General features: G+C 60.4%; 17 protein-coding genes. 4 read left to right on the forward strand and 13 right to left on the reverse strand.

What is annotated here, in order from left to right; all coding sequences use genetic code 11:
• Positions 1-170 precede the first annotated feature (170 nt).
• Complete coding sequence (locus tag VL130_RS15690; RefSeq protein WP_325364198.1) at positions 171-956, reverse strand: response regulator; 786 nt, start codon at positions 954-956, stop codon at positions 171-173.
• 243 nt (positions 957-1,199) lie between these two features.
• On the opposite strand from VL130_RS15690, the gene yaaA reads away from it, so the two are divergent.
• Positions 1,200-1,988 carry a peroxide stress protein YaaA gene (gene yaaA / locus VL130_RS15695; protein WP_325364200.1) on the forward strand — a complete coding sequence of 263 codons (789 nt, stop codon included), beginning with the start codon at positions 1,200-1,202 and terminating at the stop codon, positions 1,986-1,988.
• Here the strand turns inward: yaaA and VL130_RS15700 are convergent.
• Together VL130_RS15700 and VL130_RS15705 are read right to left on the reverse strand one after the other, a co-directional pair.
• Positions 1,985-2,902: an L-threonylcarbamoyladenylate synthase gene (locus VL130_RS15700; RefSeq protein ID WP_325364202.1), complete on the reverse strand. Its 918-nt coding sequence runs from the start codon at positions 2,900-2,902 to the stop codon at positions 1,985-1,987. The two genes, yaaA and VL130_RS15700, sit on opposite strands and share 4 nt — an antisense overlap.
• Positions 2,899-4,164 (reverse strand): YceI family protein, encoded by a 1,266-nt coding sequence (locus VL130_RS15705; protein ID WP_325364204.1) that lies wholly within the window; start codon positions 4,162-4,164, stop codon positions 2,899-2,901. The genes VL130_RS15700 and VL130_RS15705 overlap by 4 nt, the downstream gene beginning before the upstream one ends.
• Before the next feature lie 169 nt (positions 4,165-4,333).
• On the opposite strand from VL130_RS15705, the gene VL130_RS15710 reads away from it, so the two are divergent.
• Positions 4,334-6,088 (forward strand): acyl-CoA dehydrogenase, encoded by a 1,755-nt coding sequence (locus VL130_RS15710; RefSeq protein ID WP_325364206.1) that lies wholly within the window; start codon positions 4,334-4,336, stop codon positions 6,086-6,088.
• 61 nt (positions 6,089-6,149) lie between these two features.
• Here the strand turns inward: VL130_RS15710 and VL130_RS15715 are convergent, their stop codons facing one another.
• From VL130_RS15715 to VL130_RS15750, 8 genes are all read right to left on the reverse strand, one after another.
• A complete protein-coding gene (locus VL130_RS15715; protein WP_325364208.1) occupies positions 6,150-6,938 on the reverse strand; it encodes an alpha/beta hydrolase in 789 nt (262 codons plus the stop codon).
• The gene (locus tag VL130_RS15720) at positions 6,935-8,491 is read right to left on the reverse strand and encodes an alpha-N-arabinofuranosidase (protein ID WP_325364209.1); all 1,557 of its coding nucleotides are present in this window, start codon (positions 8,489-8,491) and stop codon (positions 6,935-6,937) included. Before VL130_RS15720 ends, VL130_RS15715 begins: the two co-directional genes overlap by 4 nt.
• 34 nt (positions 8,492-8,525) lie before the next feature.
• Positions 8,526-11,249 (reverse strand): Tat pathway signal sequence domain protein, encoded by a 2,724-nt coding sequence (locus VL130_RS15725; RefSeq protein WP_325364211.1) that lies wholly within the window; start codon positions 11,247-11,249, stop codon positions 8,526-8,528.
• Positions 11,250-11,441: 192 nt separating this feature from the next.
• On the reverse strand, positions 11,442-15,089 hold the full coding sequence (locus VL130_RS15730; RefSeq protein ID WP_325364213.1) for a TonB-dependent receptor: 3,648 nt from the start codon (positions 15,087-15,089) through the stop codon (positions 11,442-11,444).
• Between the two features lie 490 nt (positions 15,090-15,579).
• Positions 15,580-16,926, reverse strand: a complete 1,347-nt coding sequence (locus tag VL130_RS15735; RefSeq protein WP_325364215.1) for an oligogalacturonate lyase family protein — start codon at positions 16,924-16,926, stop codon at positions 15,580-15,582.
• Positions 16,927-17,180: 254 nt separating this feature from the next.
• Positions 17,181-17,915 (reverse strand): DUF1961 family protein, encoded by a 735-nt coding sequence (locus VL130_RS15740; RefSeq protein WP_325364217.1) that lies wholly within the window; start codon positions 17,913-17,915, stop codon positions 17,181-17,183.
• Between the two features lie 2 nt (positions 17,916-17,917).
• The gene (gene rhaI / locus VL130_RS15745) at positions 17,918-19,234 is read right to left on the reverse strand and encodes an L-rhamnose catabolism isomerase (protein ID WP_325364219.1); all 1,317 of its coding nucleotides are present in this window, start codon (positions 19,232-19,234) and stop codon (positions 17,918-17,920) included.
• Positions 19,235-19,336: 102 nt separating this feature from the next.
• On the reverse strand, positions 19,337-21,469 hold the full coding sequence (locus VL130_RS15750; RefSeq protein ID WP_325364221.1) for a bifunctional rhamnulose-1-phosphate aldolase/short-chain dehydrogenase: 2,133 nt from the start codon (positions 21,467-21,469) through the stop codon (positions 19,337-19,339).
• A 136-nt stretch (positions 21,470-21,605) separates the two neighbouring features.
• Here VL130_RS15750 and VL130_RS15755 point away from each other — a divergent pair, with 136 nt between their 5' ends.
• Both VL130_RS15755 and VL130_RS15760 read left to right on the forward strand, forming a co-directional pair.
• A complete protein-coding gene (locus VL130_RS15755) occupies positions 21,606-23,018 on the forward strand; it encodes a hypothetical protein (RefSeq protein WP_325364223.1) in 1,413 nt (470 codons plus the stop codon).
• A 148-nt stretch (positions 23,019-23,166) separates the two neighbouring features.
• Positions 23,167-23,991: a DeoR/GlpR family DNA-binding transcription regulator gene (locus tag VL130_RS15760; protein WP_325364225.1), complete on the forward strand. Its 825-nt coding sequence runs from the start codon at positions 23,167-23,169 to the stop codon at positions 23,989-23,991.
• Here VL130_RS15760 and rhaM read toward each other — a convergent pair.
• Positions 23,988-24,302, reverse strand: a complete 315-nt coding sequence (gene rhaM, locus VL130_RS15765) for an L-rhamnose mutarotase (protein ID WP_325364227.1) — start codon at positions 24,300-24,302, stop codon at positions 23,988-23,990. The two genes, VL130_RS15760 and rhaM, sit on opposite strands and share 4 nt — an antisense overlap.
• Before the next feature lie 8 nt (positions 24,303-24,310).
• A complete protein-coding gene (locus VL130_RS15770; RefSeq protein WP_325364229.1) occupies positions 24,311-25,570 on the reverse strand; it encodes a GDSL-type esterase/lipase family protein in 1,260 nt (419 codons plus the stop codon).
• Positions 25,571-25,706: the final 136 nt, after the last annotated feature.

The following is a 25,706-nucleotide window of genomic DNA, read 5'->3' on the forward strand; positions in this document are numbered from 1 at the left end:
AGTAAAAACACTTAAAATCTCAATAACGACGGTATGGGCGCCTTTATTCGCATCGGGTTCCAAACCGAATACGGCGTTATCTTACAGGATGAAGTACGCACCTTCCTAACCCGGCAAACTTTATTCAAGCAATATTTATGCTTTACAAGAGGTAACCCAACGCCTCACAATCAGACGACGGCACAGGCCTCCCCAAGAACTGCATCGACCAGAAATGTCAGGTCCGGCGCCGTGAAAGGCTTCGGCAGCAAGGCATCGGCCCCCATATATTTGGCGGCGGACAGAACCTGCGCATTGTCCACACGGTTATCCGATCCGGCTGACATGGCGACGATGGCGACTTTCGGCCAGGTGGACTTAATGATCTGGATGCCCTCGATCCCCCCCATGCCCGGCATGAAGATATCGGTGACGACGACATCGACGTGGGCGATATCGACGCGATCGAACGCCTCTTCCATAGAGCGGGCCTCGCTGATGCGATAGCCTTCGACGGCCAGAGCCGAAGTCGAAATCTTGCGCACTATCCGGCAATCATCAACAACAAGGATATGCTTCGGCATCACCGGCGCGCGACGCATTTTAGCGGCTTCATCGAGAATAATAGCCAGGTCATCGGGCGCGAAGGGCTTGGGCAGGACGAAATCAACCTGCGCCCGGCGCGCGGCATTGAGCGTCGAATTTAGCGCAGCACCGCCTGCCCCGCCGGCGCTCATGATGGCGATCGGCACACCCGGCGCCAGGTCACGGATTTCCGGCAGCAGCGTCAGGGTATTGCCATCGTCGACATAGACATCGAGCAACAGCAAATCTACACGCGACGCCTTGAGTTGCTGGAAGACCATCCTGTGATCGAAGCTCAGCACCGCCGACCAGCCCAGCGGCGTGAGCATACGCGAAATGAGTTGCGCCTGAACGCGGCTATCTTCCAGAACCAGTACGGTGCCGACGGACATGATATGCTCCCTGTTGTTAAGGTCATACGCGAACGCGCCGATATCAGGACATTTTCCCGAAATCGGTTTACTGAACTACGCTTAAGCCACTGGAACGCGTACTGGCCTCTTCCTGAACTCCCGTCAGTCCGGCTTTATCATCACGCCATTCTATCGTCACGCCATTCTATTGTGCAGAATGCCGAACATCCTTATGTTGCCGGTGACGCGCACTCTAAACCGCAAAGCTTAAAAAAACCGTTCATGCTGACCCTTTTATCGCCCGCCAAGTCGCTCGACCTCACGCCATTCGATGGCGGCATCACCCCCACGGAGCCACGCTTTCCGGAGCAAAGCGCGAGATTACTGAAAAATCTCAAGCGTTTAAAGCCGAAGCATATCATGGAACTGATGGATATTTCCAAAGCCCTCAGCGAACTGAATTATGCACGCTATCAGGGCTTTGAAGACCAGACGCCGGGCGCCGCCGCCTTCATGTTCGATGGCGATGTCTATAGCGGCCTGGAAGCACGCACGCTCGATGTAGCGGGCCTGGCCTGGGCGCAGGATCATGTCCGCATCCTGTCCGGTTTTTATGGTTTGTTGCGGCCACTCGACCTGATCCGGCCCTATCGACTCGAAATGGGATCGCAACTGAAAACCGGCCGCGCGGACTCCCTGTACCAGTTCTGGGGTGATACCCTGGCCAAAAGCCTGACGGCCGAATTGAAAGCACAGGAGAGCGACACCCTCGTCAATCTGGCCAGCACCGAATATTCGCGGGCGGCCCTGACCAAGACTTTGAAAGCGAAGGTCGTCAGCCCGCGTTTTCTGGAGATCAAGGGCAATGAAGCCAAGATCGTCTCCTTCTTCGCCAAGAAGGCGCGCGGACTGATGGCGCGATACATGATTGACAACCGCATCGACCGGATCGACGGTCTGAAGGATTTCAGGGTCGCCGATTATCAATTTCGCAGCGATCTGTCGAAGGACGGCGACTGGGTGTTTACGCGTCCTCAGCCGGCTCTGGTGACGAAGAAGAAGGCCGCCTAACCGACGAATCCCGCCGCGCGACGGATACGATCATTGATCGCCTCGCCAATACCATCATCCGGTATAGGGGCAATTTCGATGACCGGCGGATTCAGACGGTCGGCTTCACGCAGAGCGCGGAACAGATGACTCGCCGCTTCATGCAGATCACGCCCGGCGCTGAGCTGGATAACCGGCCCTGTGTAATTCGTGGGCCCAAAGGCCAGATAAACCGCGCCGGCGGATGGTAAATCAATATTGATTTTTACCGGCGCGTCCGGCGCGTAATGCAAACTGAGGCGTCCTGGCGAGCGATGCCCCTCGGCTTCATCGGCCGCCAGAGGTCCGATCACACTTTCCACCTGCGCCCGCGTCACCGCTCCGGCGCGCAGGTATCGGGCTTCACCCAATAAACTGACAACAGTTGATTCCACGCCCACCGGACAATCGCCGCCATCCGGCGAGGCTTGCACGAAGGCGCCGGTTTCCTCGAAAGCATCCGCCTGCGTGGTCGGACTTGGCCGGCCGGAACGATTGGCCGAAGGCGCCACCACCCCGCCGCCGAAGCCGCGCAGAATATCCAGCGCCAGCGCATGAGCCGGCATCCGCAAGGCCACACTATCCAACCCCGCCCGCGCCAGGTCGCAAGCCATGCCAGCGTCCCTTACCGGCACCACAAGTGTCAGCGGCCCCGGCCAAAAGGTCCCAGCCAATGCGCGCGCCCGGTCATCAAACACGCCGATCCGTTCAGCCAACGCAACATCGCCCACATGAACGATCAGCGGATTGAAACGCGGCCGCCCCTTGGCCTCGAAGACCTTAATCACCGCCTCCGGATCATCGGCGCGCGCCCCCAGGCCATAGACCGTTTCGGTCGGCAAGTGGATCAGCCCGCCATCATGCAGGGCGTGCACCGCCGTGTCGACAGCACTCATTTCGACGCTTTGGCTTTCAGGTTGATGGTGACTGTCACCTTGGCCGGCACGGAGTCCGTCTTGGCCCAGTCACCCGTGCCGACACCGAAGGCCGTGCGATCAAGATCGACCGTGCCGGACATGGTGGCAACGCCGGAGTCAATATTGAGCGTGAATGGCAGGTCGAGCGGCCGGGTCGTGCCGCGCATCGTCAGCTTGCCCCTGGCGACAAAATGCGTGGCATCGGTTTTGGTGAAGCTGGCGGCTTCGAAAACGGCCTTGGGCGTGGCGGCGATATTGAAAAAGGCGTCGCTTTTCAACGTACCGTCCCGGTCGGCGTCGCCGGAATTGACCGAACTCAGGTCGATGGTCACCTTGACGTGCGACCGGTTGAGTTGTTCCGGATCGAAGGCGATACTGGTCGTGTAAGACCCAAATCCACCATTGATCGCCTCGCCGGAAAAGGTGGTGGAAAAGGCGATGGTGGTGGCGGACTTATCGACGGTCCATGTGGTGACCGCCACGGTTTCGGATGAACTGGAGGCCGAGGACGACACCTCTTGCGATACCGCTTCGGACACCACTTTGGATTCTGGCACCGCTCCGGCAACCACTTCCGTCTGCGGCGGCGGTGCGGTCTCACCTGACGGCAGCGGCTGGCCGCGATAGATGCCGAAACCCAGCGCCACAGCCAGGACCATAACACCGATCGGCAGCAACCAGCGATAGTTGAGGATCGGTCGCGGCGTCAGCCCCGGCACCATATGCTCGACCACCGTATCCTTATCGACAAATTGATGCTTGAGCGCCGCCAGGACGTGCAACGGAATCATGACATAGAATATCAGCTTGGCGAACAAGCCATGCACCGTCTCGAACGTTTCGTGGGCGTCATGCGTCTGCGGCACCGGCAAATGCGGCCACGGAATGCCGAAGAAGGGGATTTCACGCGCCGAGGTCGAGACCATCAGCCAGCCGGATATTGGCAGAGCGATCATGACGACATAGAAACCGACATGCAGGATCTTGGCGGCCCAAAGCTGCCAGCCTGGCATCGGCGGTTCGGGCGGCGCCTTGTAGGCCAGCCGCAAACCGACCCGCAGGAAGGTCAGCAACAGGATGAGGATGCCAATCGACTTGTGCAGGTTGGCGCGGTTGAGAAGGAATGTGTCCTTGTCGTCAAACCGCCAGCCCAGGAAAACCATCAGCAGGATAAGGAAAGCCATCAGCCAGTGAATATAACGGCTGTAACGGTTATAGCTGGTGGGGGTCAGTTCGCTCATGCGGGCATGTCTCCTCAGATAGGCTTGCATACACCATCAGGCATACAGGCGTCATGCAAAATCATATGTAACCAAATTAATTACAGTTTAAAAGTTGACGTTCACGTAAATTGAACTTGCGATCCTGTCATCACCGTCATAGACTGGCCGGAAAAGACAGGGAGTCGCAATGACCTACCGCCCCAGTATTAAAGATATCACTTTTTGCCTCGATCATGTGATCGGCATGGCGGACAGTTACGGTCATGACGCCTTTCCTGATTTCGATTCCGACCTGCGCGATGCGGTGCTCGGCGCCGCCGGGCAACTGGCCGGCGATGTGCTGGCGCCGCTCAATCGCGCCGGCGATCTCGGCGGCACGAAGCTGGACGGCGATCGTGTCGTGGTCGCGCCGGGCTTTCTTGAGGCGATAAAGACCTATGCCGAAGGCGGCTGGTATGGGCTGGCGGCCGATCCGGCCTATGGCGGTCAGGGCCTGCCGAAGATGCTGGAGCAGGCCTGTTTCGACATGTTCCACGGCGCCAACATGGCCTTTACCCTGCTGCCGACGCTTTCCCAGGGATCGATTGAGGCTATCCACGAACACGGCACGCAAGGACAGAAAGACCTCTTCCTGCCGAAGCTCATCGCCGGCCAGTGGTCGGGCACCATGAACCTGACCGAACCCGGCGCCGGTTCCGATCTCGCCGCCCTGACCACAAAAGCCGAACCCAATGGCGACGGCACCTTCCGCATCACCGGTCAGAAGATTTTCATCACCTGGGGCGAACACGACGGCGCGGAGAATATCGTCCATCTGGTACTGGCCCGCCTGCCGGATGCGCCGAAAGGCACGCGCGGCATTTCGTTGTTCCTGTGCCCGAAATATCTGGTCGATGCCGAAGGGCAGATCGGCGCGCGCAACAGCGTCAAATGCGTCGGGCTGGAGCACAAGCTCGGCATCCACGCCTCCCCCACCTGCGTCATGTCGTTCGAGGACGCGCAAGCCGAACTGATCGGCCCGCCCAATGGCGGGCTGGCGGCGATGTTCACCATGATGAACGCCGCGCGCCTGGCAGTCGGTTTTGAAGGCGTTGGCCTTGCGGATGCCGCCTGGCAGAAAGCACAGGCCTATGCGCTGGAACGTCGGCAAGGCAAGTCATTGATCACCGGCCAGGACTATGCGCCGATCTATGACCATCCCGATGTCCGCCTGATGCTGGCCGTGATGAAGGCCAAGATCGAGGCCGCCCGCGCCATCTGTATGCTGACCGCCGCCGCCATCGATGCCGTCAAGCGGGGCGAGGACGCCGAGCGCCATAAGCGCCGCGAGGATTTTCTGGTGCCGATCGCCAAGGCCTGGAGCACGGATCGCGCCGTCGAGGTCGCCTCCGCCGGCGTACAGGTGCATGGCGGCATGGGCTTCATCGAGGAAACCGGCGCCGCGCAATATTACCGCGACGCTCGAATCGCACCGATCTATGAAGGCACCAATGGCATTCAGGCCGCCGATCTGGTCGGCCGCAAGCTGGGCGCGGATGGCATGGCGGCCAAGGAGCTGGAAGCTGACGTAAAAGCGTTTCTGGACAGTGACTTGCCGGCAGAATTCAAAGCGGATTGTGAAGCGCTAAAATCGGCGCTTAAGATCTTCTCGACCGCCACCGATCATCTGCTGGCTCAGAAAACCGCGGCGCCGCTCGATGTCGCTACCGCCGCCACGACCTACCTCGCCCTGTCCGGTAATCTGATTGGCGGCTGGCTGCTGCTGAAAGGCGCCGTGGCCGCGCATAACCAGCTAGAAAACGGCGATGTTGCCTGGCTGACGGATCGTATCAAACTGATGCGCATCTTCTTCGCCCATGTCCTGAGCCATGCCCCTGCCCATCTGGCGGCAATCAAATCCGGCTATGATGCGCTGGACGGCCTGATGCTTAGCCTCGATTAGCGCCAAAACATCTGTGCTTGTCTGGTTTATCTGCAGATCCCTCTTGCTTAAACCTGAGATATTACAATCTGGCCCCCATCCATTGCAGAGCCAGGTTCGGCCAGGCGACATGGGTGCCCGCCGTATCGCGTAAAGCGAAGCCGTGCGGCGCCTGACCGAAAATATGGGCGTCGAGATCCAGACCAGCGTCGCGCGCCGTCAATATGAAGTTAAGCGCGTGTTCGACCGGCACGGATGTGTCATGCAGGGCATAGGCGAGAAACACCGGACAGGCCGGTACGCCGTGCGGTTCCGCCCGAATGCCAATGGGCCAGGCATCGTAAAACGTCTGTTTCTCGACCGGCGGATAGTCGGCCTTGCCCTTCGGCGCCTTGTAATCGCGGTGATTGGCGTTGATCGGCGCATAGGCGATGATAACGCCCGCCGCCGTCACGCCAGGTTGACAGGCCAGCGCCCCCGCCAGATGCCCGCCGGATGACAGCCCCATCAGGAATAGAGGGCCGCCAGATATGTGCTCCAGCGCCGCCAGACCATCCGCAAGCGCGATATCCGCCGGCCAGACCCCGCCATTTCCATTATCAGCGCCCGGCAGGCGATGCACGAGCACGTAAGCGCTATAGCCATTTGCATTGAGCCAGGCCGCCACCTCGACGCCCTCGCGGTCGGTCATGAGTTGCTGGTAGCCGCCACCGGCGCAGACCAGCACCTGCCCCTTCGGCTGCGCCACCACAAAGGCCCACAGTTCGGCGCGCGTCACGCTAGCCAGCTTGCGGTCGGGCCACGCGCCTTCGGGGACATTATCCGCGCCATTGGAAAGCGCAATGACGCGGGGCGATGGCGCAGCGGTCATTGCAGAGCCAGCACCACGACCGACTTCGCCGGCAGGGTGACGGTCAGCTTGCCGCCGGCGATTTTCGCGCCCTTGAAATCGACCGGCTTTACGGTTGCCGGCTGGCCGATGGCGTTCATGGCGTCCATCTTGTCGGCTGTCATCACCTGTCCGGAAACCTTGGATACTTTCAGTCCGCCCAGATCGATGGTCAGGCTGACTGCATCCTTCGGGTCCATGCCGGCGAAGCCGATATAGACCTTGCCGTCCTTGCCGCGCGCCGCCGACACATTGAATGCCGGCAGGGTCTTGTCGCCCTGGGTGAAGGTCGGGGCCGTCAAGTCAAGCGGCAGTTCGGTAGCGTCCTGGAAGGGCACGTACATCTGGTAGGCGTAATAGGTCGGGGTCAGCGCGATCTGATCCCCTTCCGTCAGGATCATGGCTTGCAACACGTTGATCGTCTGAGCGATAGCCGTCAGCTTCACCCGGTCGGCGTGGTGATGGAAGATGTTGAAATTGACCGCCGCCAGCACGCCGTCGCGCAAGGTGTTGAGCTGGTAAAGATGGCCCGGATTGGTGCCCGGTTCGACATCGTACCAGGTGCCCCATTCATCAACGAACAGGCCCACGCGCTTCTGCGGATCGTAGCTATCCATCACCGCAGAATGATCGGTAATCAGCTTGTCCATCTTCAGGGTGCCCGCGAAGGTATCGGCCCAGGCCTGAGCGTCGAAGCCGTTCGATGGTCCCTTCTTGTCCCACTTGCCGGTCGGCAGGGTGTAGTAGTGCAGTGAAAGCGCGTCGATCTGCTTCGCCGCATTCTTCATCACCACGTCGGTCCAGTGGGTGTCGTCGGAATTGGCGCCGGAGGCCACGCGTATAGTTGGATTATCAGCGCTGCGGTGATAAAAGCCGGAATAGCGGCGCAGTTCGTTGGAATAAAACTCTGGCGTCATTTCGCCGCCGCAACCCCAGGCCTCATTGCCGAAACCAATGATCGGCGTCTTCCACGGCTTGTCCTGACCATTTTTGCGACGCTCCTGAGCCAGGGTGTCGTCCCCCGAAGAGGTCATGTATTCAACCCACTCGCGCATCTCGGTCGGATTCGATGAGCCGACATTGATCGAGATATAGGGATCGGCCCCCACCTGCCCGACGAAATCCATGAACTCATGGGTGCCGAAGGCGTTGGTTTCATCCGAGCCGGCCCACCAGTTATTCTTGCGTACCGGACGCTGGTCACGCGGACCGATGCCATCGCGCCAGTGATATTCGTCAGCGAAACAGCCGCCCGGCCAGCGGATAACCGGCACATGGATGGCTTTCAGCGCCGTCACCACATCGGTGCGGATGCCGCGCACATTAGGGATTTTGGAATTCTCACCAACCCAGACGCCATCATAGATGCCACGGCCGAGGTGCTCAGAAAACTGGCCATAGATATAGCGGCTGATCTGCGGTCCCGGCTGGTCGGCGTGCAGGCTGCCGGTGGCCGTCAGGGTCTCGGTATGACCGGCGGCTGAGGCCAGCAGGAGCGCAGCACCGGCGGCGAAGGCGGTAAGGAGTCTTTTCATGGATAGGCCCTGTCGAATTGTCTGATTATTGCTTTCAGGAATTAGCGTATTTCGCGCCGTATGTCTCGACGGAATCGCCGATAAGCTGGAGATTTTCGATCGCCGCCAGTCCCCATTGCGCCGCGCCATTGGTGGAAATCCGCACATCCTCATCCACCGGATAAAGCACGGCCGGGCCATCGATCCGCTCAGTTTTCGGCTGCAAATTGGTGCGGAAGCGGCGGTTGTCGCCTTCGAGGAATTCCTGCCAGGCGCGCTCGGCCAGTTTCGGGTCTTTCATTTCCCGCGCCGCATAGGCCGTCATGCGCGAATGGGCGTCGCGCAAAGACCGGTCCTTCGGCACCACGCCCAGGAAGGCTTTTATCTCCTCGGCCGGTGCATTGTAATATTTGCAGTAGTCCAGCCAGACTTTTTTGTAGGCCGGCGCGTCCACCAGAGTCAGCAGTTCTTCGGTGATTTCAATCACGCCGAACACCGCATTCAGATGCGAGACATCGACCTTATCGCCAGGGCCGACGAATTTGCCCGTCTTGAGGTCATAGGGCGCGCCGCCGCAGAACCAGCCGTATTTCAGTTTGGCGATCGAGTTCATGCCGGCAAGTATACGATCACGCCAGCGCGTATCGCCGGTGCGTTCCCACTCGGTCAGCCAGGCGGCGACGAACGACGCCCATGACGTACCGAAGCTGCAATCGACCGTGCCGGCCACCTGCTCCCTGATGCCGATACCGCTGCCGCCTGCCGTGGCGACCTTGCGTTCGATGTAGACGGTTTTCAGGGTTTCGTCCGAGGTGACGAGATCGCGCATCAGGTCGCCGGTACGTTCATCGGCGGTCAGGTAATAATAAAAACGCTTGAAGGCGGCGTTCGACACGCGCGGCTGCTTCGAGGAGTCGCTCCAGTGCTGGACGCCGTGACGCGTGCCGAAGCCCTTATACGGCCCCAGATGCAGCACATCGACCTCGCTGGTGTGGCGGGTCATCGCCTCGGCCATGCGGAAGACATCGGCGCGGCCGGAGCGCAGGTAACCGTACCAGAACATCATGTCGGTCTGGAGTTCGGAATTGTCCCAGGCGAAGCCGCCGATGTCGTAGCGCCAGACGTGCCGGTCGGCGTCATAGGTGTGCATGACGTCACCATAGTTCCAGAAACCGTACCATTTCCGTTCGTCGACCTGCTTCAGGTAGTAGTCGAGCTGATAGGTCAGCCGGTTTTCGATCAGCGCCCGTGTCGGAGTCGAGGAATCCGGCAAGCTCCAGGCGCCGAACAGGCCGTCGATCAGATGCAGGCGTTCCGGCGTCACGGTCAGGCGCGGCGGGATGGAAACGGTCTTCGCCATATCGGCAAAATGCTGGCGCTCCGGCGTGGCCGCCAGCGCCCACAGGGTCAGTTCGCTGGTGCGCGCGACGCCATAGGGCCTGTTCCAGCCGGGTTCGAAATCCTCATAGGTGAGCAAAAGGCCGTCATTCTGCTTCTGGTAAGTATCCATGCCCCAGTCCGGACGCCAGGCGCGGATATCCATGGCGGGCGCGTCCGGCGACCATAGCCAGGCGGTTAGTTCCGCCATATCGGTCGCCGCGCCGCGGACGTCGAGACGGGTCGGCGCGCGCTGCCAGAAGTCCTTCAGACCCAGCGCCACCCCACCCTGCGGACTGCCGGCATACATCAGGCCCGACGCGCGATGGTCGGCGGCAGACTCGATAAAGGCGTGACCGGGTTCGGTACGCTTGCGGATCGTGTAGCCGTCCGGCGTCGTCTGCGCGCAGGTGAAATCGTTCCAATAGGGCGAGTTGGGCAGGTTGTCGCTGACGGCGAGCGCGATATCCGCCGCATCGACGTGTTTACCGGCGATCTGCGCCTCCCGCGCGATCTTGCCCGGATCACGGCGCAGGCCGGTCAGCGAACGCACCGCCTCCCCCCAGACGCCGTTCTCCTGGCCGGAAAAACGGATGTGACGATTATAAAGTTCGTCCGTCATCGGCGCCTGCGCCTTGATAGCCAGCCCACGGATAAAGTCCTTGGTTTCGTCACCGTCGAAAATGAAGCTGTGAACGATCCGCACCGCGTCCGATCCGGCGTAGAAGTAGAGTCGGACACTGAATGGCAGCCACTGCCGCGCGCCGTCGGTATGCCGGCCGTCGAGCTTGATCACCGTGCGCACCGGACCTGACTGTTCGAGCATCGCGGTAGTGACCTCGCCGTCAAAAGCCGTCTGTCTGAGATCGGGCTGCTCATCCAGCGAAGCGGCGTTTTGCGTCAGGGCGGAAAGGGTGACGGCGCCCATCGCGGGCTTGCCGGCGCGTGTCGCGGAGGTGATCAGCGCCTTGCCGGATTTCGGCACGGTCCAGGTCAGGTTGCCGGCGGTGATGGTGAAGGCGTCCGCCGACTGACTGACCGACAGGGGCGCCGTCGGTGCGACCGGTTTGCCGGGAGCCAAAGGATACGAGACTTGTGCGGCGGTTTGCGGGCCAATCGCATGAGCCGACCATTTCAGCGAACCGTCCGGCCAGTAGGCGATCGGCCACGACTGCACCGGCAGGTCGCCAAGCGTGAAGCCCGCCTTGGCGCCGACCGCCCCACGCGGCCACGGCACGCCGAAGGTCACGCCTTCGCTCAAGGATGGGGCCGTGCGATCGAGCCAGATGGCTTCCGTCACCGGCGTGGCCGTTGTGGTTTTAGCGGCGGCTTCCTTGGCGATCCCTGCCGAGGCGATCAAGCCCACTGCGGCGGTACGCATCATCAGTCCGCGGCGCGTCATGCGATTTTCCATTAAACGTCCCTCTTCATTATTTGCTGAATTGAACGCTGTGGTGTGGCAAATCCGGCGGTCACGATCGCAAATTTAATCAACTTCTCTCATTTTCGCGCACAATTTGTCAACCGTCAGACGCACGAAAAAGCCGCCGTCCCGAAGGACGACGGCCAGTCGTTTACGCAACATACTTTCTTATTAGTGACGGTAGGTGAAACCGACTTCCCAGCGCGAGCCGCCATAGCTGAGATATTCGACGCTCGGCGTACCATCGGAGAAGGTGCCGTACTGGCCCTGGGTTCTGGCGGCTGTGGTATCATGGGCGATATTGCGGCCCGAAACGTACAGTTCCAGTTCCTTGGTGAGCTTGTAGTTGATGCGCAGGTCGAGATATTTCGATTCGGCGCGATAGTTCGGGAAGCCCGGATTATAAGGCACCCGCACGGTCTGCGACGAGTCAAGGCCGATGCCGGGCACGTCATTGACGGCGTTGCTGCCGCACGATGAGATACATTCAAAGAAGGAATCACGGGTCTGATAGGCCAGACGCATGTTCAGGCGGCCGTCATCATACCACAGCGACAAGTTCTGGAAGTAGCCGGCGGCGTTCTTTGGCGGCAGCAGATTTCCGGAAATCTGTTCCTGGGCCGTCTGGAAGTTTTTGTATCCCAGCTTCGAATAGTTGAAATCAACACCGGTATATTTCAGATACCAGGGCAGATAGGTGAAGGCCATCTTGGTCGAGAACTCGATGCCGCGCTGGATGCCGCCCGAACCGTTCTGATAGGTCGGATAAACGAAGTGAGCATTCGCCAGCGATTCCCCGGTTACCGGATCGACCGGCGGTGTGCCGGAACTGGCGAACAGGCTGTCGCTGGTGGCGCTGGCGGCTTCCGGCGCCCCGATCAGGACGTTGTTATAGTAGTAGCCCAGGGACACCATCGTATCCTTGTTGATGTACCATTCCACGCTTTCATTGTGGTTGATCGCCTTGTAGGGCTTCAGGTCCGGATTACCGACGCGGCCGCAGCTCGGATCTTCCGCCTGGCCGGTCGGGTTGTTTTCGGCGATCGTGTAGCGTTCATCAATCGTGCAGGTGCCCGACGGCAGCATTTGCGTCACCGGCGGACGGGCGATGACATGGCCGGAATAATAACGCAGCACGACATCGGGCCGCACCCACAGATTGAGGTTGTAGCTCGGCGTCCAGTCTTCGGTCTGGCCGCTCAGGGTCGTGTTGATCGTAACGCTGGTTCCAGGTCCCTGGGCCGTGCTGTTGACCGGGTCATAACCCGGCGCCAGCGCGTAGTGGGTGATGGTCATCACGCCGGTGGCGTTGGTGGTGGTCTTTATGTAGCGGGTGCCCGCGTTGCCGTTAAACACCATGCCGTAAGGCAGGTCCTGCTCGAAATCGAACATCATGTAGAGGGCCTGCGTCTCTTCACGATAGGCCGAATGCGGCTGCTCATAGACCTGGCCGTCGCTGCCTTCACAGAACTTCATGCAGTCATAATTGTAGGCCGAGGTATTCAGCCCAGACGCCAGCTTCTGCACATCGAGCGTCGGGAAGGTGGACAGGATGCCGCCCTTATCCGGATAATCGCCGAAGAAATTATCCTTCGTTGTCAGCGCGCTTCCGATCAATTCGCTCAGTTGGTCCGGCGTAAAGGTCGTGACGCCGGCGTGGGTGGTCGGGTTGCTCAGAGCATCGTAGTTGGTGGCGATGGACGCATCAGCGACATAACCATAGTTACACGACTGCGTTGAGGTCGCCGTCGGTTCGCATGAGCGATAATAGGAGGTCAGGTTATTGGTCGGCACCACGACCGGCGCGACATAATTGGCATCCCCGACCTTGCCGGTCCCCGTTTGGACGGTATAACCGCCGCCGGCATAACCGCTGCCCACATGGGTACGGAATTGCAGGCCGGCCTGGACATCCTTGAGGAACGGAATCTTGCCTTCAAAGTCATAGGTGGAATCGAGCTTGATCATGCTTTCCCGGTCGTTCTGCATGATCGGACGCCAGGTCAGGGTATTCTGATTGCCCCACGCCGCCATCTGGTCCGCGGTATAGGCCGGCGCGGCGGCCGTCGTCGCCGTAGAACCGGTGGCTTTTTTCGCAACCTGCGTATAGGCCTGCGCGTAGTTGGCCGCATCGTAGAAATCGACTCCCGCGGGCATGTCGTAGGTCCACAGGCCCGACGGCGTAACGTTCATCGTCACGTCGCCATAGGTGAAGTTGACCGAACTGCGCAACTGGGCGCGCTGGAAGCTGGAATTCGACTGGCTGAGCAAGGCGTCGATCTTCAGCGGGCCATGATGGAAATTGGCGCCGACCTGCGCATAGGCACTCTTGACCTGCTGGTAATACTGAACCGCGTCGACGCCGATATTACCATCGTTCAGGGTCAGCGAGGTCGCATGGTGCGAAGCGTCGACCGTCGAACCGATGATATCGGTGACGACATTGCCGCCAACGCCATTGTCGTAAGAGGCGTAAGGTGTCGTGATATTGCCGATGCCCGGCAGAACATCACGCGGCGTGGTCGTCAGGTTCTGATCAGACCCCACTGTTTGGGTTTGCATGGCCGCCGTATTGAAACCGGGGCTGCCGAGATTGAGCGTATAGTCCTTGTTGTTCTGGTTCCGGTTGGCCATCGCCACCTTGGCGTAGACCGTCAGATCATCGTTGACGCGATAATCGAAGCGGATATCGGCAGCCAGACGGCGCTCGCGGTAATCATGCGACAGCAGGCGCACCAGCGACGGCGTATAGTCGTTCCACTGGTTCAGGCAGGACTGCAACTCATAGGCCGCTTCGTTCTGCGCCGAAGACGTGCCGCTGCCGGCCAGAACGGGGAAGGCCGCGAGACAGTCGGCCTTGGTCTGGGCATTGGCCGACTTGGTGACGACATCGAGCGGCGAATTGGATGAGTTGGCCAGCGGAATGTTCGAGTCGCCGATCGCCGCCGTTACAGCCGGATTATAGGTGAAGGTCTTGTCCGGCGACTGGTCGAGATCGACATTGCGGTAGTAACCGGCGGTGCCCGACGTATTGGGCTGCTCACTGTCGGAATTGTTCTGGATTTCGGAATAGTTGATATTGGCGATGACGCCGAGACGGCCGTCGAGGAACTTGCGCGCCATGATAGCGCTCCATTCCGGTGTCCATTTCTTGCCCAGCGTATTCATCTGCTGATCATAATGGAAGGAAACGAACGGCTTCTTGAAATCGAGGCCGGTGCGCGTGTTGATGTGGATAGATCCGCCGAGCGAGCCTTCGGTCATAGCCGCGGTCGTGCCCTTGATAACGTCGAGGCTCTTGACCAGATCGGCCGGCAGTTCGCGCAGATCGGCGCCGCGGGCATTGCCCGTACCGTCCACCAGCCCGCCCGACGTGCTAGACATGCCGACGCCATCGAGTTCGACACGCGTCGTTTCCGGCCCCTGCCCGCGCACGGACACGCTGGCGCCTTCACCAAATTCGCCGCGATCGAGCTGGATGCCCGGCACGCGCGAAATGGCCTCATTGATGTTCTTGTCGGGGAACGACCCGATATCTTCCGCCGCGATCGAGTCGGTCGCCGTCGGCGCGCGCTTCTTGCGGTCGATGGCCGATTGCTGCGAAGCGCGCGTGCCGGTCACGACAACGACAATGGCGTCGTCGTTCGCCGGCGTTGCGGACGCCGCTGTGGTCTGGGGCAGCGGCTGGGGCGTGGCCTGGGTTGTCGTCTCGGTCGCCGTTGTCTGAGCCGAAGCCACGCCGGCGCCGGCAAACAAAGCCACGAGCGCAAGCGCCGTTCCATTGCGCAAACGACGAGCCTGATGGGATGTCTGTTTCACTTTTAATTCCTCCTGCGCGGCTTTTCGCCGCCTGACCTGATCTTGTGTAACCGGGATCTGCGTCCCGGTGTGCGCCGGCCTGTCGTGACAACACGGCCGATATTCAAAATTGCGAACTGCCCGACCCGTTATTTGTTTTTGGCGTCTCTCTGCGACGCCTGTCGACCGAACAATGCTACTTGTCTTGATTGATTATGATGAGTCAAGATGCAATGCGCATTATTGCGCAAAAATTGTCTTACAAATGATCGAATTGATGCGTCTCCGTTACAAAAACATCACAGAAGACCGAAGCGACCACAAGACTGCCCATCAGGCCGCAAGAGGAAAAGATTCAACCAATAAAGCAGCAACATATTGAATGCATGTAATTTTACTCAGAAATACCATATACTGGAACCCGTCCATTCCGCTATGCTCAGGCACACAATCCCTTCATACTTCATGCGCCACATTTCAGACACAACGAGCAATTTCAATCAAATTCAACTCACGCCTTTGTCACCGCAACAGCGTAGGTATGGACCGGGCCGTGCATATTGGAGTGGAAAATGAGCCACTTGCCATCGGGCGAAAACCGCAGGTTCGGCTCCAGCCGGTAGTCGTGATCCTTCATATTGACCAGTTTTTCTGACCGCAAAACGCCCGGCCGCACCAAATCGGCGGCATTGGGCGCGCTGACGCCGAGATCCTCGATGATTTCCGGGCGGAACAAATAGATGTATTTGCCGTCCGGCGCATGGGCCACCATGTCGGAATCGCCACCATCGCCGGCAAACAGCATACCGTCCTTCGACACGTTGAAATGCACCGACCATTCGTTGCGCTCCATGTGATACCAGACGCGCTTGCCTGTTTTCAGGTCGATATAGGCCAGCCAGAAATCCTCGCCGCGCGGCGTCTGCAAATCATAGAAGAGTTTCGAGCCGTCCCAGTTGTAGAACTCATGCCCGGCGATCTCCATGTTCATGGCGCGCTTGTGCATAAGCTGCTTGCCCGTTCCATCGGTGCGGATCGTCCAGATGCGATCGACTTCGTGCCACGGCCCTTCGTGGCAATACATCAGAAGCCCCGGATCGGCCGGCGAGAACTGCATATGATTGAGCCAGTCGGTCGAATGGACCAGAACCTTGCGCGCGCCGGTCCTGATATCGATGGTGAAAATGTCCATCGGCACCTCGGCGGCCAGGCGCTGGGCCATGCGGTATTCCTTGGCGGCGGCAAACGACAGCGGCTTGCCATCCGGCCCAATGGCGTTATAGCCGCCGTCCGTACCGGCCACCTTCGGCCCCGGCTGCAACGGCACATCCTTATAGGCGTAGGAACCGACCAGAAGCGTATCATCGGCATTGACCGAGGTGACGAAACCCTTTTCCACGGCAGCGATTTTCGTCACGGCGCCGGTGTCGATATCGATGGCGAAAATATCATTGGTCGCCTGCGTTTTGTTGTCCTTGTCCGCCGAACGCGGCCGGGCATAGACCACGCGCTTCGACGCGCCGGTCTGAAACGCCGCCAGGTTGCCGGCATAGAGGTTCTTCTCCGTCAGGGTTTCCATATCGACCAGGCTGATACCGTCCGGCCGGTTCATCACCATCCACCTGCCGTCCGGCGAATAGGCCGGAAAGTTGAAATAGAGCGATTGGGTGTGATCGGTGTTGGAAATGCGGACGATGCGATGCCCGGTGTCGGCGTCGATCCATTCACGCGGCAGCGGCCCTTTCGCGGTATTTTTCGGGCCTTCCGGTAAGGTCTGGGCATTGACCGCACGCGCGGAAGCCGCTGTCGCCAGGGCGGCGGTCAGGAAATCGCGTTTGCTGATATAAGGGTTGATCATGACTCTGTTCCTTTTCCCGGCCCTGTAGCGCCGTTTTGATTTTGGACAGAATAGCCTTATTATTCACGCTCGCAAATGTTTAATTATGATCAATTGTGAAGCATTCGCCGAAAATGGATCGAAATTATTGTATAACCCTGCCCGCACCGTTCTATAATATGACGCGCGGTAGCCAGTGCGGCGCGATCTGCCGCCGTAGTCGATCACGGCGCTAAAGGTCCGTGCCTTTTCGGTGATCCTCTTAAAACCAATGACTATCCCGCCAGGCGATAAACCTCGAAATCGCTATAGGCGGCAACCAAAGGCGCCATCTGACGGAAACCGACATTGCCGTCCGTCGGCCAGTCCTTGCCGCCCCCCCGCCAATTGATCACCGGCAGGTCGTTGATGAAGAAATCAACGCCGGTGGCACGTTTTTGCAGGCGGATCTTGTATGGCAAGGTGGCGTCCGCCACGTCCGGCAGCGGATCGGCGGCCTGGGCCAGCAACTCAAATCCCGGCGCCCGGCGCAGATTGCACAGGTGAAACGCCCGCTCCGAAGGCCAGCGGCGGCGGAAATAGGCCATTTGCAGGGCCGACACATCGGACTGGGTATACTGATCATAGACGCCGGCGCGCGGCTTGAGGCGCTTGTCGAACAGGGAACCGGTCCCGCCTTCCGGCAGCAAACCCTGCGCGGCGAAGAACAGGATGCACAGGCCCGGTTCTTCCAGAGGCCAGAAATTCCAGCGAAATTCGACATTATCCGGGAAGACTTCCGGGCACCAGTAGACGAAGTTCGACGCCTGTCCGTCAGTCGCCGGGCGGGCATTGCGCAGGCGCATCCGTCCGGTATCGAAATCGACGCGCGCGTCGCCTTCCAGTACAAAGCCCTTCACATCATCAGGCGTGCGCAGTGGATTGTAATAGAGCCGTTCGGCAGGGGCAGCCACAGCACGGCCGGCCACCAGCGCCGCCGCACCGCCAGCGATAAACAGACGCCGGTCCATGATCAGACGATGCCGCCGTGCAGGTAAGGGTCGAACTTGCGCGTTTCGGCCTTCAGGGCGCGGTAAGAGGACGCGCGATAACAGGCGATCGGGTCGATGGCTCCGCCCTTGCGTACTCGCGCCATCGCCAAAGCGGCGCGCACATCGGTTTCAAATGCCAGCCGCAGGCAATTATGCGCCATGATGACGTCGTTATCGGCTTGATAGGCTTTCAGCGCGGCGCGATCGACGATCAGGGCCTTGGCATAGGCGCCGGCGATGGCGCGCGCCGAATTGAGCAGGCTTTCCATAGGGTCGGTGACATTATGCGACTGGTCCATCATATAGGCGGGACGGAAGCGGCCCTTAGCGCGCTTTTCGGCATAGACCAGTTCGTTGAACACCAGAAAGAGCTGGAACGGGTTGATTGAACCGGAATCGAGGTCGTCATCGCCGTATTTCGAATCATTGAAATGGAAGCCGCCCAGCTTGCCGAACTGCGCCAGGCGGGCCACGATCATCTCGATATTGACGCCCTGCGCGTGATGACCGAGATCAACGAGGCACTGGGCCTTTTCACCCAGGGTCTGCGCGCACAGGATGCTGGTGCCCCAGTCCTGGACAACCGTCGAATAGAAGGCCGGTTCGAACATCTTGTGCTCGATCAGCAGCCGCCAGTCATCCGGAAGACCGGCATAAACAACGCGCATCGAATCGAGATAGCGCTCCAGTGAATCGGTGAATTCGCTCTGGCCGGGGAAGTTGGAACCGTCGCCGACCCACACGGTCAGCGCCTTCGAGCCGAGCTTGCGGCCGATCTCGATACATTCGAGATTGTGCTCAACCGCCTGCTGGCGGGTGGCCGGATGGCTGTGGCTCAGTGAGCCGAACTTGTAGGAGCGCTTCTGGTCCTTCTGGTCCTGGAAGGTGTTTGAATTGATAGCGTCGAAGCCCAGGCCGTGCGCCTCGGCATACTGGCGCAACGCAATGTAATCGTCGGCCTTGTCCCACGGGAAATGCAACGACATGCGCGGCGTCAGGCCCGCCAGTTGCTGGACGACAGCGCAATCCTCTATCTTTTCAAAGATATTATTGGGTTCGCCGGCCAGCGGGTAACGGGAAAAACGTGTGCCGCCGGTCACCAGCCCCCAGCTCGGCAGGCCGACCTCAAGGGTCATGATCTTGGCGACGATATCCTCGATATCGAGGCCGATACGGTCAAGCCGGGCCGCCAGCGCGTCATAATCGGCGAGGTGCGCTTCCATGAGCCGCGCATTGTCGCGCGTGATGACGTCCTGCGGAATGCCCTGGAGCGTACCGGCGATGGCGACATAACCCATTCAGTCCTCCTTGTTCCGCCGCTTGTTCCGGCGTGTTGTCATACTTATTAACCCACAGCCCTTGCCTCAAGTCAAATCACCGTGTCGCTTTTCCTGTGTGTTTTAGCGCGTAAACGATGGCGCATGGCCGGCATCGACATTGAGGATATTGCCGGTCGATTTCGATGCCCGTTCACCGGCCAGGAAAACCACCGCCTCGGCCACATCTTCCGGCAGGACGGAGCGCTTGAGCAGACTGCGCTTGCGATAGAACTCCTCCAGCTCATCGACAGGCAGATTATAGGCGGCCGCCCTCTGGGCGCGCCATTCGCCGGACCAGATGGTCGAGCCTTGCAGCACTGCATCCGGATTGACGACATTGACGCGAATGCCGAAGGGCGCGCCTTCGACGGCCAGGCAGCGCGCCAGATGCAGTTCGGCGGCCTTGGCCGAGGAATAGGCAGCGGTTTCGGCCGACGCCGCCAGGGCGTTTTTCGAGACAACGAAGACAATCGCGCCGCCCAGGGCCTTCATGGCCCGGAAGGCTTCGCGCGACGGCAGGAAATAGCCTTCGGAAAGCACGCGGAAGCTGTCCTGCCAGAGTTCGAGCGAGGTTTCGGTGATCGGCGCGGCGCAGGCTGTGCCGGCATTGGCCACCAGTATATCGACGCCGCCGAAGGCTTCGGTACACGCTGCAAATGAGGCGGCAATGGCGGCTTCATCACCAACATCGGCGACGCAGGCCCGCACCAGGTCAGGCTTGAAGCGTTCGGACAGATTGCGCCGCACCTCTTCCAGACGCCCCTCGGCGATATCGGTCAGCATGACGCAGCCGTCCTGCGCCAGAATCTGTGCCGCCACGGCCCGTCCGATCGCGCCCGCCGCGCCGGTGATGTAGGCGACCTTGCCGGCAAAGGCCTTCGCCGGTGGCTGTCGCCTGAGCTTGGCCTCCTCCAGCGCCCAGTATTCGATGGCGAAGGCCTCGCGCTCGTCGAGCGCCTGATATTGCCCCAGCGCTCGCGCGCCGCGAATGACCGTCAGGGTGTTGCGCACATATTCCCCGGCGATGCGCGCCGCCGTGCGGTCCGGCGCGAAGGCCAGGGCGCCGGTGTCGCGGATCAGAACGACCACCGGATCGGGATCGCGCAAGGCGGGGCTATCGGCGGCGCGGCAACGCTCATAATAGGCGCTGTAGCGGCGGCGATAGGCCTCGACCGCCTCGCGCACATAGGTTTCCGCCTCCGCCCCGGCCAATGGCTCCGGATCGAGGATCAGCGGCCACGGCTTGGTGCGCAGGAAATGGTCCGGGCACGGCGCGCCCAGAGCCGCATCGGCCAGATAATCCGGGCGCGCCACGAAATCGATCACATCGGCGCCGGTCAGACGTTCGCACAGCTTATGCCGGACGATGCTCAGTAATGGGCGCAACAGGGTGGTCGCCCGTGTCAGCAACGCCGGGTTGCCACGCCCTTTCGCCGGCTCGGTCAGGCCGGTATTGATCGCATCGACGGCGCGGCTGATCAGCACGATGCTGGTGTCGTAGCACGCGCGGGACGTTTCTCCCCAGCAGAACAGGCCATGCCCTTCCAGCACCAGGCCGCGCCAGTGCGGATGGGCGCGCACCAGTTCACCGATACGCAGGCCGAGATCGAAACCAGGGCGCTGCCAGCCGATCCAGCCCACTTCGTCGCCATAGACCTGTTGCGTCACTTCACGCGACTGATGGGTGGCGGCGATGGCGACCACCGCATCGGGGTGCAGGTGATCGACATGCCGATAAGGGATAAAGGCGTGCAGCGGCGTATCGATACTGGCCGGACGCGGATTCAGCCCGAAGGTGCAGTGCGGCAACAGGCCCACCATGTCGTCTTCGGCGTCACGGCCCTGATAAAGCGTCTCCAGCGCGCGTACGCGGTCGAGATAGAGCGTGGCGAAGCCGTCGCGCTGCATAGAGCCGAGATCGCCGCCGGACCCCTTGACCCACAGAACCGCCACCGGTGCGCCGGTCAGCGGATCGAGATCTTCCAGCTTGGCGGAGGTATTGCCGCCGCCGAAATTCGTCACCGACAGATCCGAGCCGAGCAGGTTGGAGCGGTAAAGCAGACAATCCGCCTCGCCCAGATTGCGGGCGATATCGTCATCCCAGAGATTCCGGGGACGCGGCAGTTTAATGCCGGACTCGCTCCGTTGCGCCGGGGCGACGCCTGCGTCCGCTTCGCGTTGGTCTGCGATCGGCGCGTCCTGCGACAAGCTCATTGAAGTCTCCCGGCATCCGTGATTTAATATGTATGACAAAAGCGATATGCTTGAAACCGACGATATAGTCTAACTCGCCAAGTTTCAATCACTATCGATCAAAATAAAACACGCAGCAGTGCTCAGGGTTTCCGGGGTGAGACAGGAACGGAAAAATCGGGAGGGCCAGAATTGCATCGTTTTCGATGCCGGCCGCACCCACATCAAGGTGAGCGTCGTCACGCCGGCGGGCCGGGTTTTGGCCGAAAGGCGCATGGCCACCCCGACTTATGCCCCCCCCCTTTACACCGCCATCGACACCGATCTGATATTCGACTGGCTATTGCTGCAACTGACAGCCCTGTCGTCCTTCGGCATCGATCGCATCATACCCGTGGCCCACGGCGCGGCCTGCGCTTTCCTCGACGAAAACATGACGCTGGTCCAGCCGGTTCAGGATTACGAATCGGCCCTCCCGCCGGTTTTCGCCGCCGCTTACGCCCGCGCCCGACCGCGCTTCGACGAGACCCTCTCCCCGCCCCTGCCCATGGGCCTGAACCTCGGCGCGCAAATTTTCTGGCACGCACGCCGCGATCCACAGATGTTCAGCCGCGTCCGCTGGATTTTGCCCTATCCGCAATACTGGGCGTGGCGCTTAAGCGGCGCACTGACCAGCGAACTGACCTCCCTGGGTTGCCATTCAGACCTGTGGTCGCCGGTGCGCGGCGACTTCTCCTCCCTGGCGCACAACGAGGACTGGGCACGGCGTTTTGCGCCCTTGTCAAAGGCCTGGGAGGCAGCGGGCGTACTACTTCCGCATCTGGCGCGCGTCACCGGCCTGCCCGCCGATACCCGGGTCTGCATCGGCCTGCACGATTCCGGCGCCGCCCTGGCCTCACTGCTCGGCGGCTGGCAGACCGACGCCACCCTGCCGGCGTTACTTTCGACCGGCACCTGGTTCATCGCAATGGCGCCGGGGGCTGCGCTGGAAGGTTTGCAGGCCGAACGCGACTGCATGGGCGCCGTCGATGTTTTTGGTCACGCGGTCCCGTGCGCCCGTTTCATGGGCGGGCGGGCCTTTGAACTGATCACGCGCGGTCAGGCCGAACCGGATATCCGGCCAGAAATGCTGGTGGAGGTGATGCGCCAGTCGGCGCTCGCCTTGCCGAGCTTCCTTGACGCCGGCGGCCCTTATCCCGGCCTGCGCGGCGAAATCCGTGGCCTGAAAAATGACACGCCCGCCACACGAACTGCACTCGGCACCCTCTACCAGGCGCTTATGTCGGTTACCTGCCTCGGCATGATCCAGAGCGGGCGAACGCTCGTGGTCGAAGGCGTCGCCGCCAATAATCCGGTATTGTGCGGGCTGATCGCCGCCCTGCACGACGGACCGGTGCTGTGCAATCCGGCGTCATCCGGTGTCACTCAGGGCGCTGCCGCCCTGGCCTTCCTGGGCGAGCGTCCCATGCCGCGCCTGACGCACAGCCCGGTCGTTCCCCTGCTTGCCGATGAGATACAGGCCTATCGCCAACTCTGGATGGCGGCGATCGATGAACGCGTGGCGGCCTGATCTCGACAAAGGCTCGTTTTACCCCTATATGAAACGATCAGAAGTGATCACCGGAGTGCGTTCCACACGCATTTTGGCACATTTTTGCAACCGAATATTCACATATTACCGCTAAAGCGGACTTATAAAAACTCTACAGGACTTCAACATGCACCTTCAGGATCGCTGGAAGCGTATTATCGACGAACTGAACAGCGAGCGCGTCACCTCGGTCGAAGAACTGACCGAGCGGCTCGGCGTTTCCCCGGCGACAATCCGGCGCGACCTGAATGAACTGCACGAGTTGGGTCACCTGCTGCGGGTGCGCGGCGGGGCCACACGCGCCGACAGCACGATCCAGAATCCCCGCGCCGGTGACGATCGTCGCAGCGGCCTGACCGGGCAGTCAGCCTTCGCCGACAGCGTTATCACCAACGCCGCCGCCAAGCGCGCCATCGCCCGCCTGGCCCTCAGCTACATTACGCCGGGCCTTTCCATGATCATCGACGGCGGCACGACCACCTTCATGATGGCCTCGATGATGGCCGATGAACCCTATCATGTGCTGACGACCTCGGTGCCGATCCTGCAATGCCTGTTCGAGCGCCCGCGTATCAAGGTCACTGTGCCGGGCGGCGAACTGTTCCGCGACCAGAGCATCATCCTAAATCCGTATGACGACGGTATTCTCCAGCATTTCGCCGCCCAGCGCATGTTCATCGGCTGTCAGGCCCTGACGCGCAATGGCCTGTTGCAGACCGACACCCTGCTGGTTCAATCGGAACGCCGGCTGATGGAACGCGCCAGCGAAGTCATCGTTCTGGCCGATTCGAGCAAGATCGACGCGCCGGCCTCGCTGTCCGTCTGTCCGCTCAAGGATATCGACGTATTGATCACCGATGAGAATATCGATCCGTCCGCCGTCCGCTGGCTGAACGCGCATGATATCGAGGTGCGCATCGCCAAGATCGAGGACGGCGCCGCTGCGGCTTAAGCCATATGGAAAACCGGCGTCAGGCTGGTTTGCTGCGGTGAATTGTCCGGATTGGTCAGCATGATATCGGCCATATAGGCCCACCACTTTTTCATGAGCGGGTGCGCAGGCAAGGCGTCCATGCCGTGCGTTTCGTTGCGCTTCAGCACGCCGAACAGGGTGAGCGTCGTCTCGTCGAGAAAAATCGAATAATCGGAGACGCCGGCCTCATGCAGCAGGCTTGAAAGCTCCGGCCAGATGTCGTCGTGACGGCGTTTGTACTCCGTCTCGAAGCCGGGCTTGAGCTGCATTGTGAAGGCGATCGTTTCCATTCTGTATCCTATCTGGCAGGCGTGGGTTCCGGCCCCTGATCGGCTTGGGCGCGCATTTGCGGCCAGTCGGCGGGCGCGATGACGAAGGCGTGCGGATCGCCCGGCTGATCGGGTGAGCATACCGGCAGGTCGGCAGCGGCGGTCACTTTCAGATCAGGCATACTCACCAGATCATGCGCCACAAAACAGGCGATCATATAGGCGCCGTAAGCGTTATGATGGGTCTTTTCACGGTTATGATCGGCGAAGGCCAAAGGCGCCAGATCCGGCCCCAACGCTTCATAAAACTGCGTCGTTTGCCGCGTCAGGTCAATCAGCGGCACATCAAGACGCGTGGACGTGGTCCGCACGGCGTCATCATAACCGGCATGACTGTTTTCGATCCGGCCATTTTTGAAGGTGCGACGCGCCACCGGCGTCACCAGAACCGGTAGCCCGCCGCGCTGGCGGACATCGGCGACGAAGGCGGCGAGGTAAGCCGGATAGGCGCCATCAGGGGCGGCATAGGTACGTGGCCACTGTTTCTTTTCATCGTTGTGACCGAACTGAATCAGCACCACATCATCCGGCCGGACCTCGCTCAGCAGCTTGTCCCAGCGCAGCGAGGTCAGGAATGACTTCATCGTCTCACCGCTGCGGGCATGGTTGGCCACCGACATATCCGAACTTAAAAAGCGCGGCAGCATCTGGCCCCAACTGGCGTAATCGCCGCCGGCCTGATCGGTGACGGTGGAATCACCCGCCAGCAGGATACGTCGCGCCGTCACCGGTATGATGTTGATCGCGTCCGGTGTTTTCCCCGAAACGGTCAGAGTCAATTGGTCATCCCAGTTGTAGCCAGCGCCATCGCTGCCGCGCAGCCGGACCTGCGGCGCATCGGGATCGGTTTCCTGCCGCACCAGTGCGGTGTCGCGGACGTTGACGGTAAAGGTCAGTGTGCGCGCCTCGCCAGCTTTCAGATCGACCGGCCCGGCCATCAGGCGGCGATCCTCGGCCCAGATCGCCGTGCGGCTGGCCTTCGGATCGCCCAGGGTGACCGATACGCGGTAATCGCCCGGCACGGCGCGCAGGGAAAAAGTCTGTGCGTTCCCGCCGGGCAGGGAGACGAAGCCATAACCGCGTGAGTCGTCAGAGGCCATGTTCGCCGAAACAGTCGCGTCAGGATCTGAAAATGTAAAGGTTTGCGCCGAGGCGTGCATAGCGTTGCCTGTCATCAGCCCCATGACTATGGCCAGGACTTTGAGCTTGGATTGATCGATATTGATCAATTTATGACCACTTCTTGTGTTTCGGGGCGTAATTTTGATTGATTTTGATATTTTTCATTGATATCCCGGTCTGTCAATGGCAAATTCCAAGCCACCAAAAGTCAGGAACAGGGGAGAATTAAGGGTGAGAGCACGT

Source organism: Asticcacaulis sp., from assembly GCF_035497195.1.
GTDB lineage: Bacteria > Pseudomonadota > Alphaproteobacteria > Caulobacterales > Caulobacteraceae > Asticcacaulis.

Coding starts and splice junctions, on each gene's coding strand:
- VL130_RS15690 (WP_325364198.1), bottom strand. CDS start 956: ATGTCCGTCGGCACCGTACTGGTTCTGGAAGATAGCCGCGTTCAGGCG.
- yaaA (WP_325364200.1), top strand. CDS start 1,200: ATGCTGACCCTTTTATCGCCCGCCAAGTCGCTCGACCTCACGCCATTC.
- VL130_RS15700 (WP_325364202.1), bottom strand. CDS start 2,902: ATGAGTGCTGTCGACACGGCGGTGCACGCCCTGCATGATGGCGGGCTG.
- VL130_RS15705 (WP_325364204.1), bottom strand. CDS start 4,164: ATGAGCGAACTGACCCCCACCAGCTATAACCGTTACAGCCGTTATATT.
- VL130_RS15710 (WP_325364206.1), top strand. CDS start 4,334: ATGACCTACCGCCCCAGTATTAAAGATATCACTTTTTGCCTCGATCAT.
- VL130_RS15715 (WP_325364208.1), bottom strand. CDS start 6,938: ATGACCGCTGCGCCATCGCCCCGCGTCATTGCGCTTTCCAATGGCGCG.
- VL130_RS15720 (WP_325364209.1), bottom strand. CDS start 8,491: ATGAAAAGACTCCTTACCGCCTTCGCCGCCGGTGCTGCGCTCCTGCTG.
- VL130_RS15725 (WP_325364211.1), bottom strand. CDS start 11,249: ATGACGCGCCGCGGACTGATGATGCGTACCGCCGCAGTGGGCTTGATC.
- VL130_RS15735 (WP_325364215.1), bottom strand. CDS start 16,926: ATGATCAACCCTTATATCAGCAAACGCGATTTCCTGACCGCCGCCCTG.
- VL130_RS15740 (WP_325364217.1), bottom strand. CDS start 17,915: ATGGACCGGCGTCTGTTTATCGCTGGCGGTGCGGCGGCGCTGGTGGCC.
- rhaI (WP_325364219.1), bottom strand. CDS start 19,234: ATGGGTTATGTCGCCATCGCCGGTACGCTCCAGGGCATTCCGCAGGAC.
- VL130_RS15750 (WP_325364221.1), bottom strand. CDS start 21,469: ATGAGCTTGTCGCAGGACGCGCCGATCGCAGACCAACGCGAAGCGGAC.
- VL130_RS15760 (WP_325364225.1), top strand. CDS start 23,167: ATGCACCTTCAGGATCGCTGGAAGCGTATTATCGACGAACTGAACAGC.
- rhaM (WP_325364227.1), bottom strand. CDS start 24,302: ATGGAAACGATCGCCTTCACAATGCAGCTCAAGCCCGGCTTCGAGACG.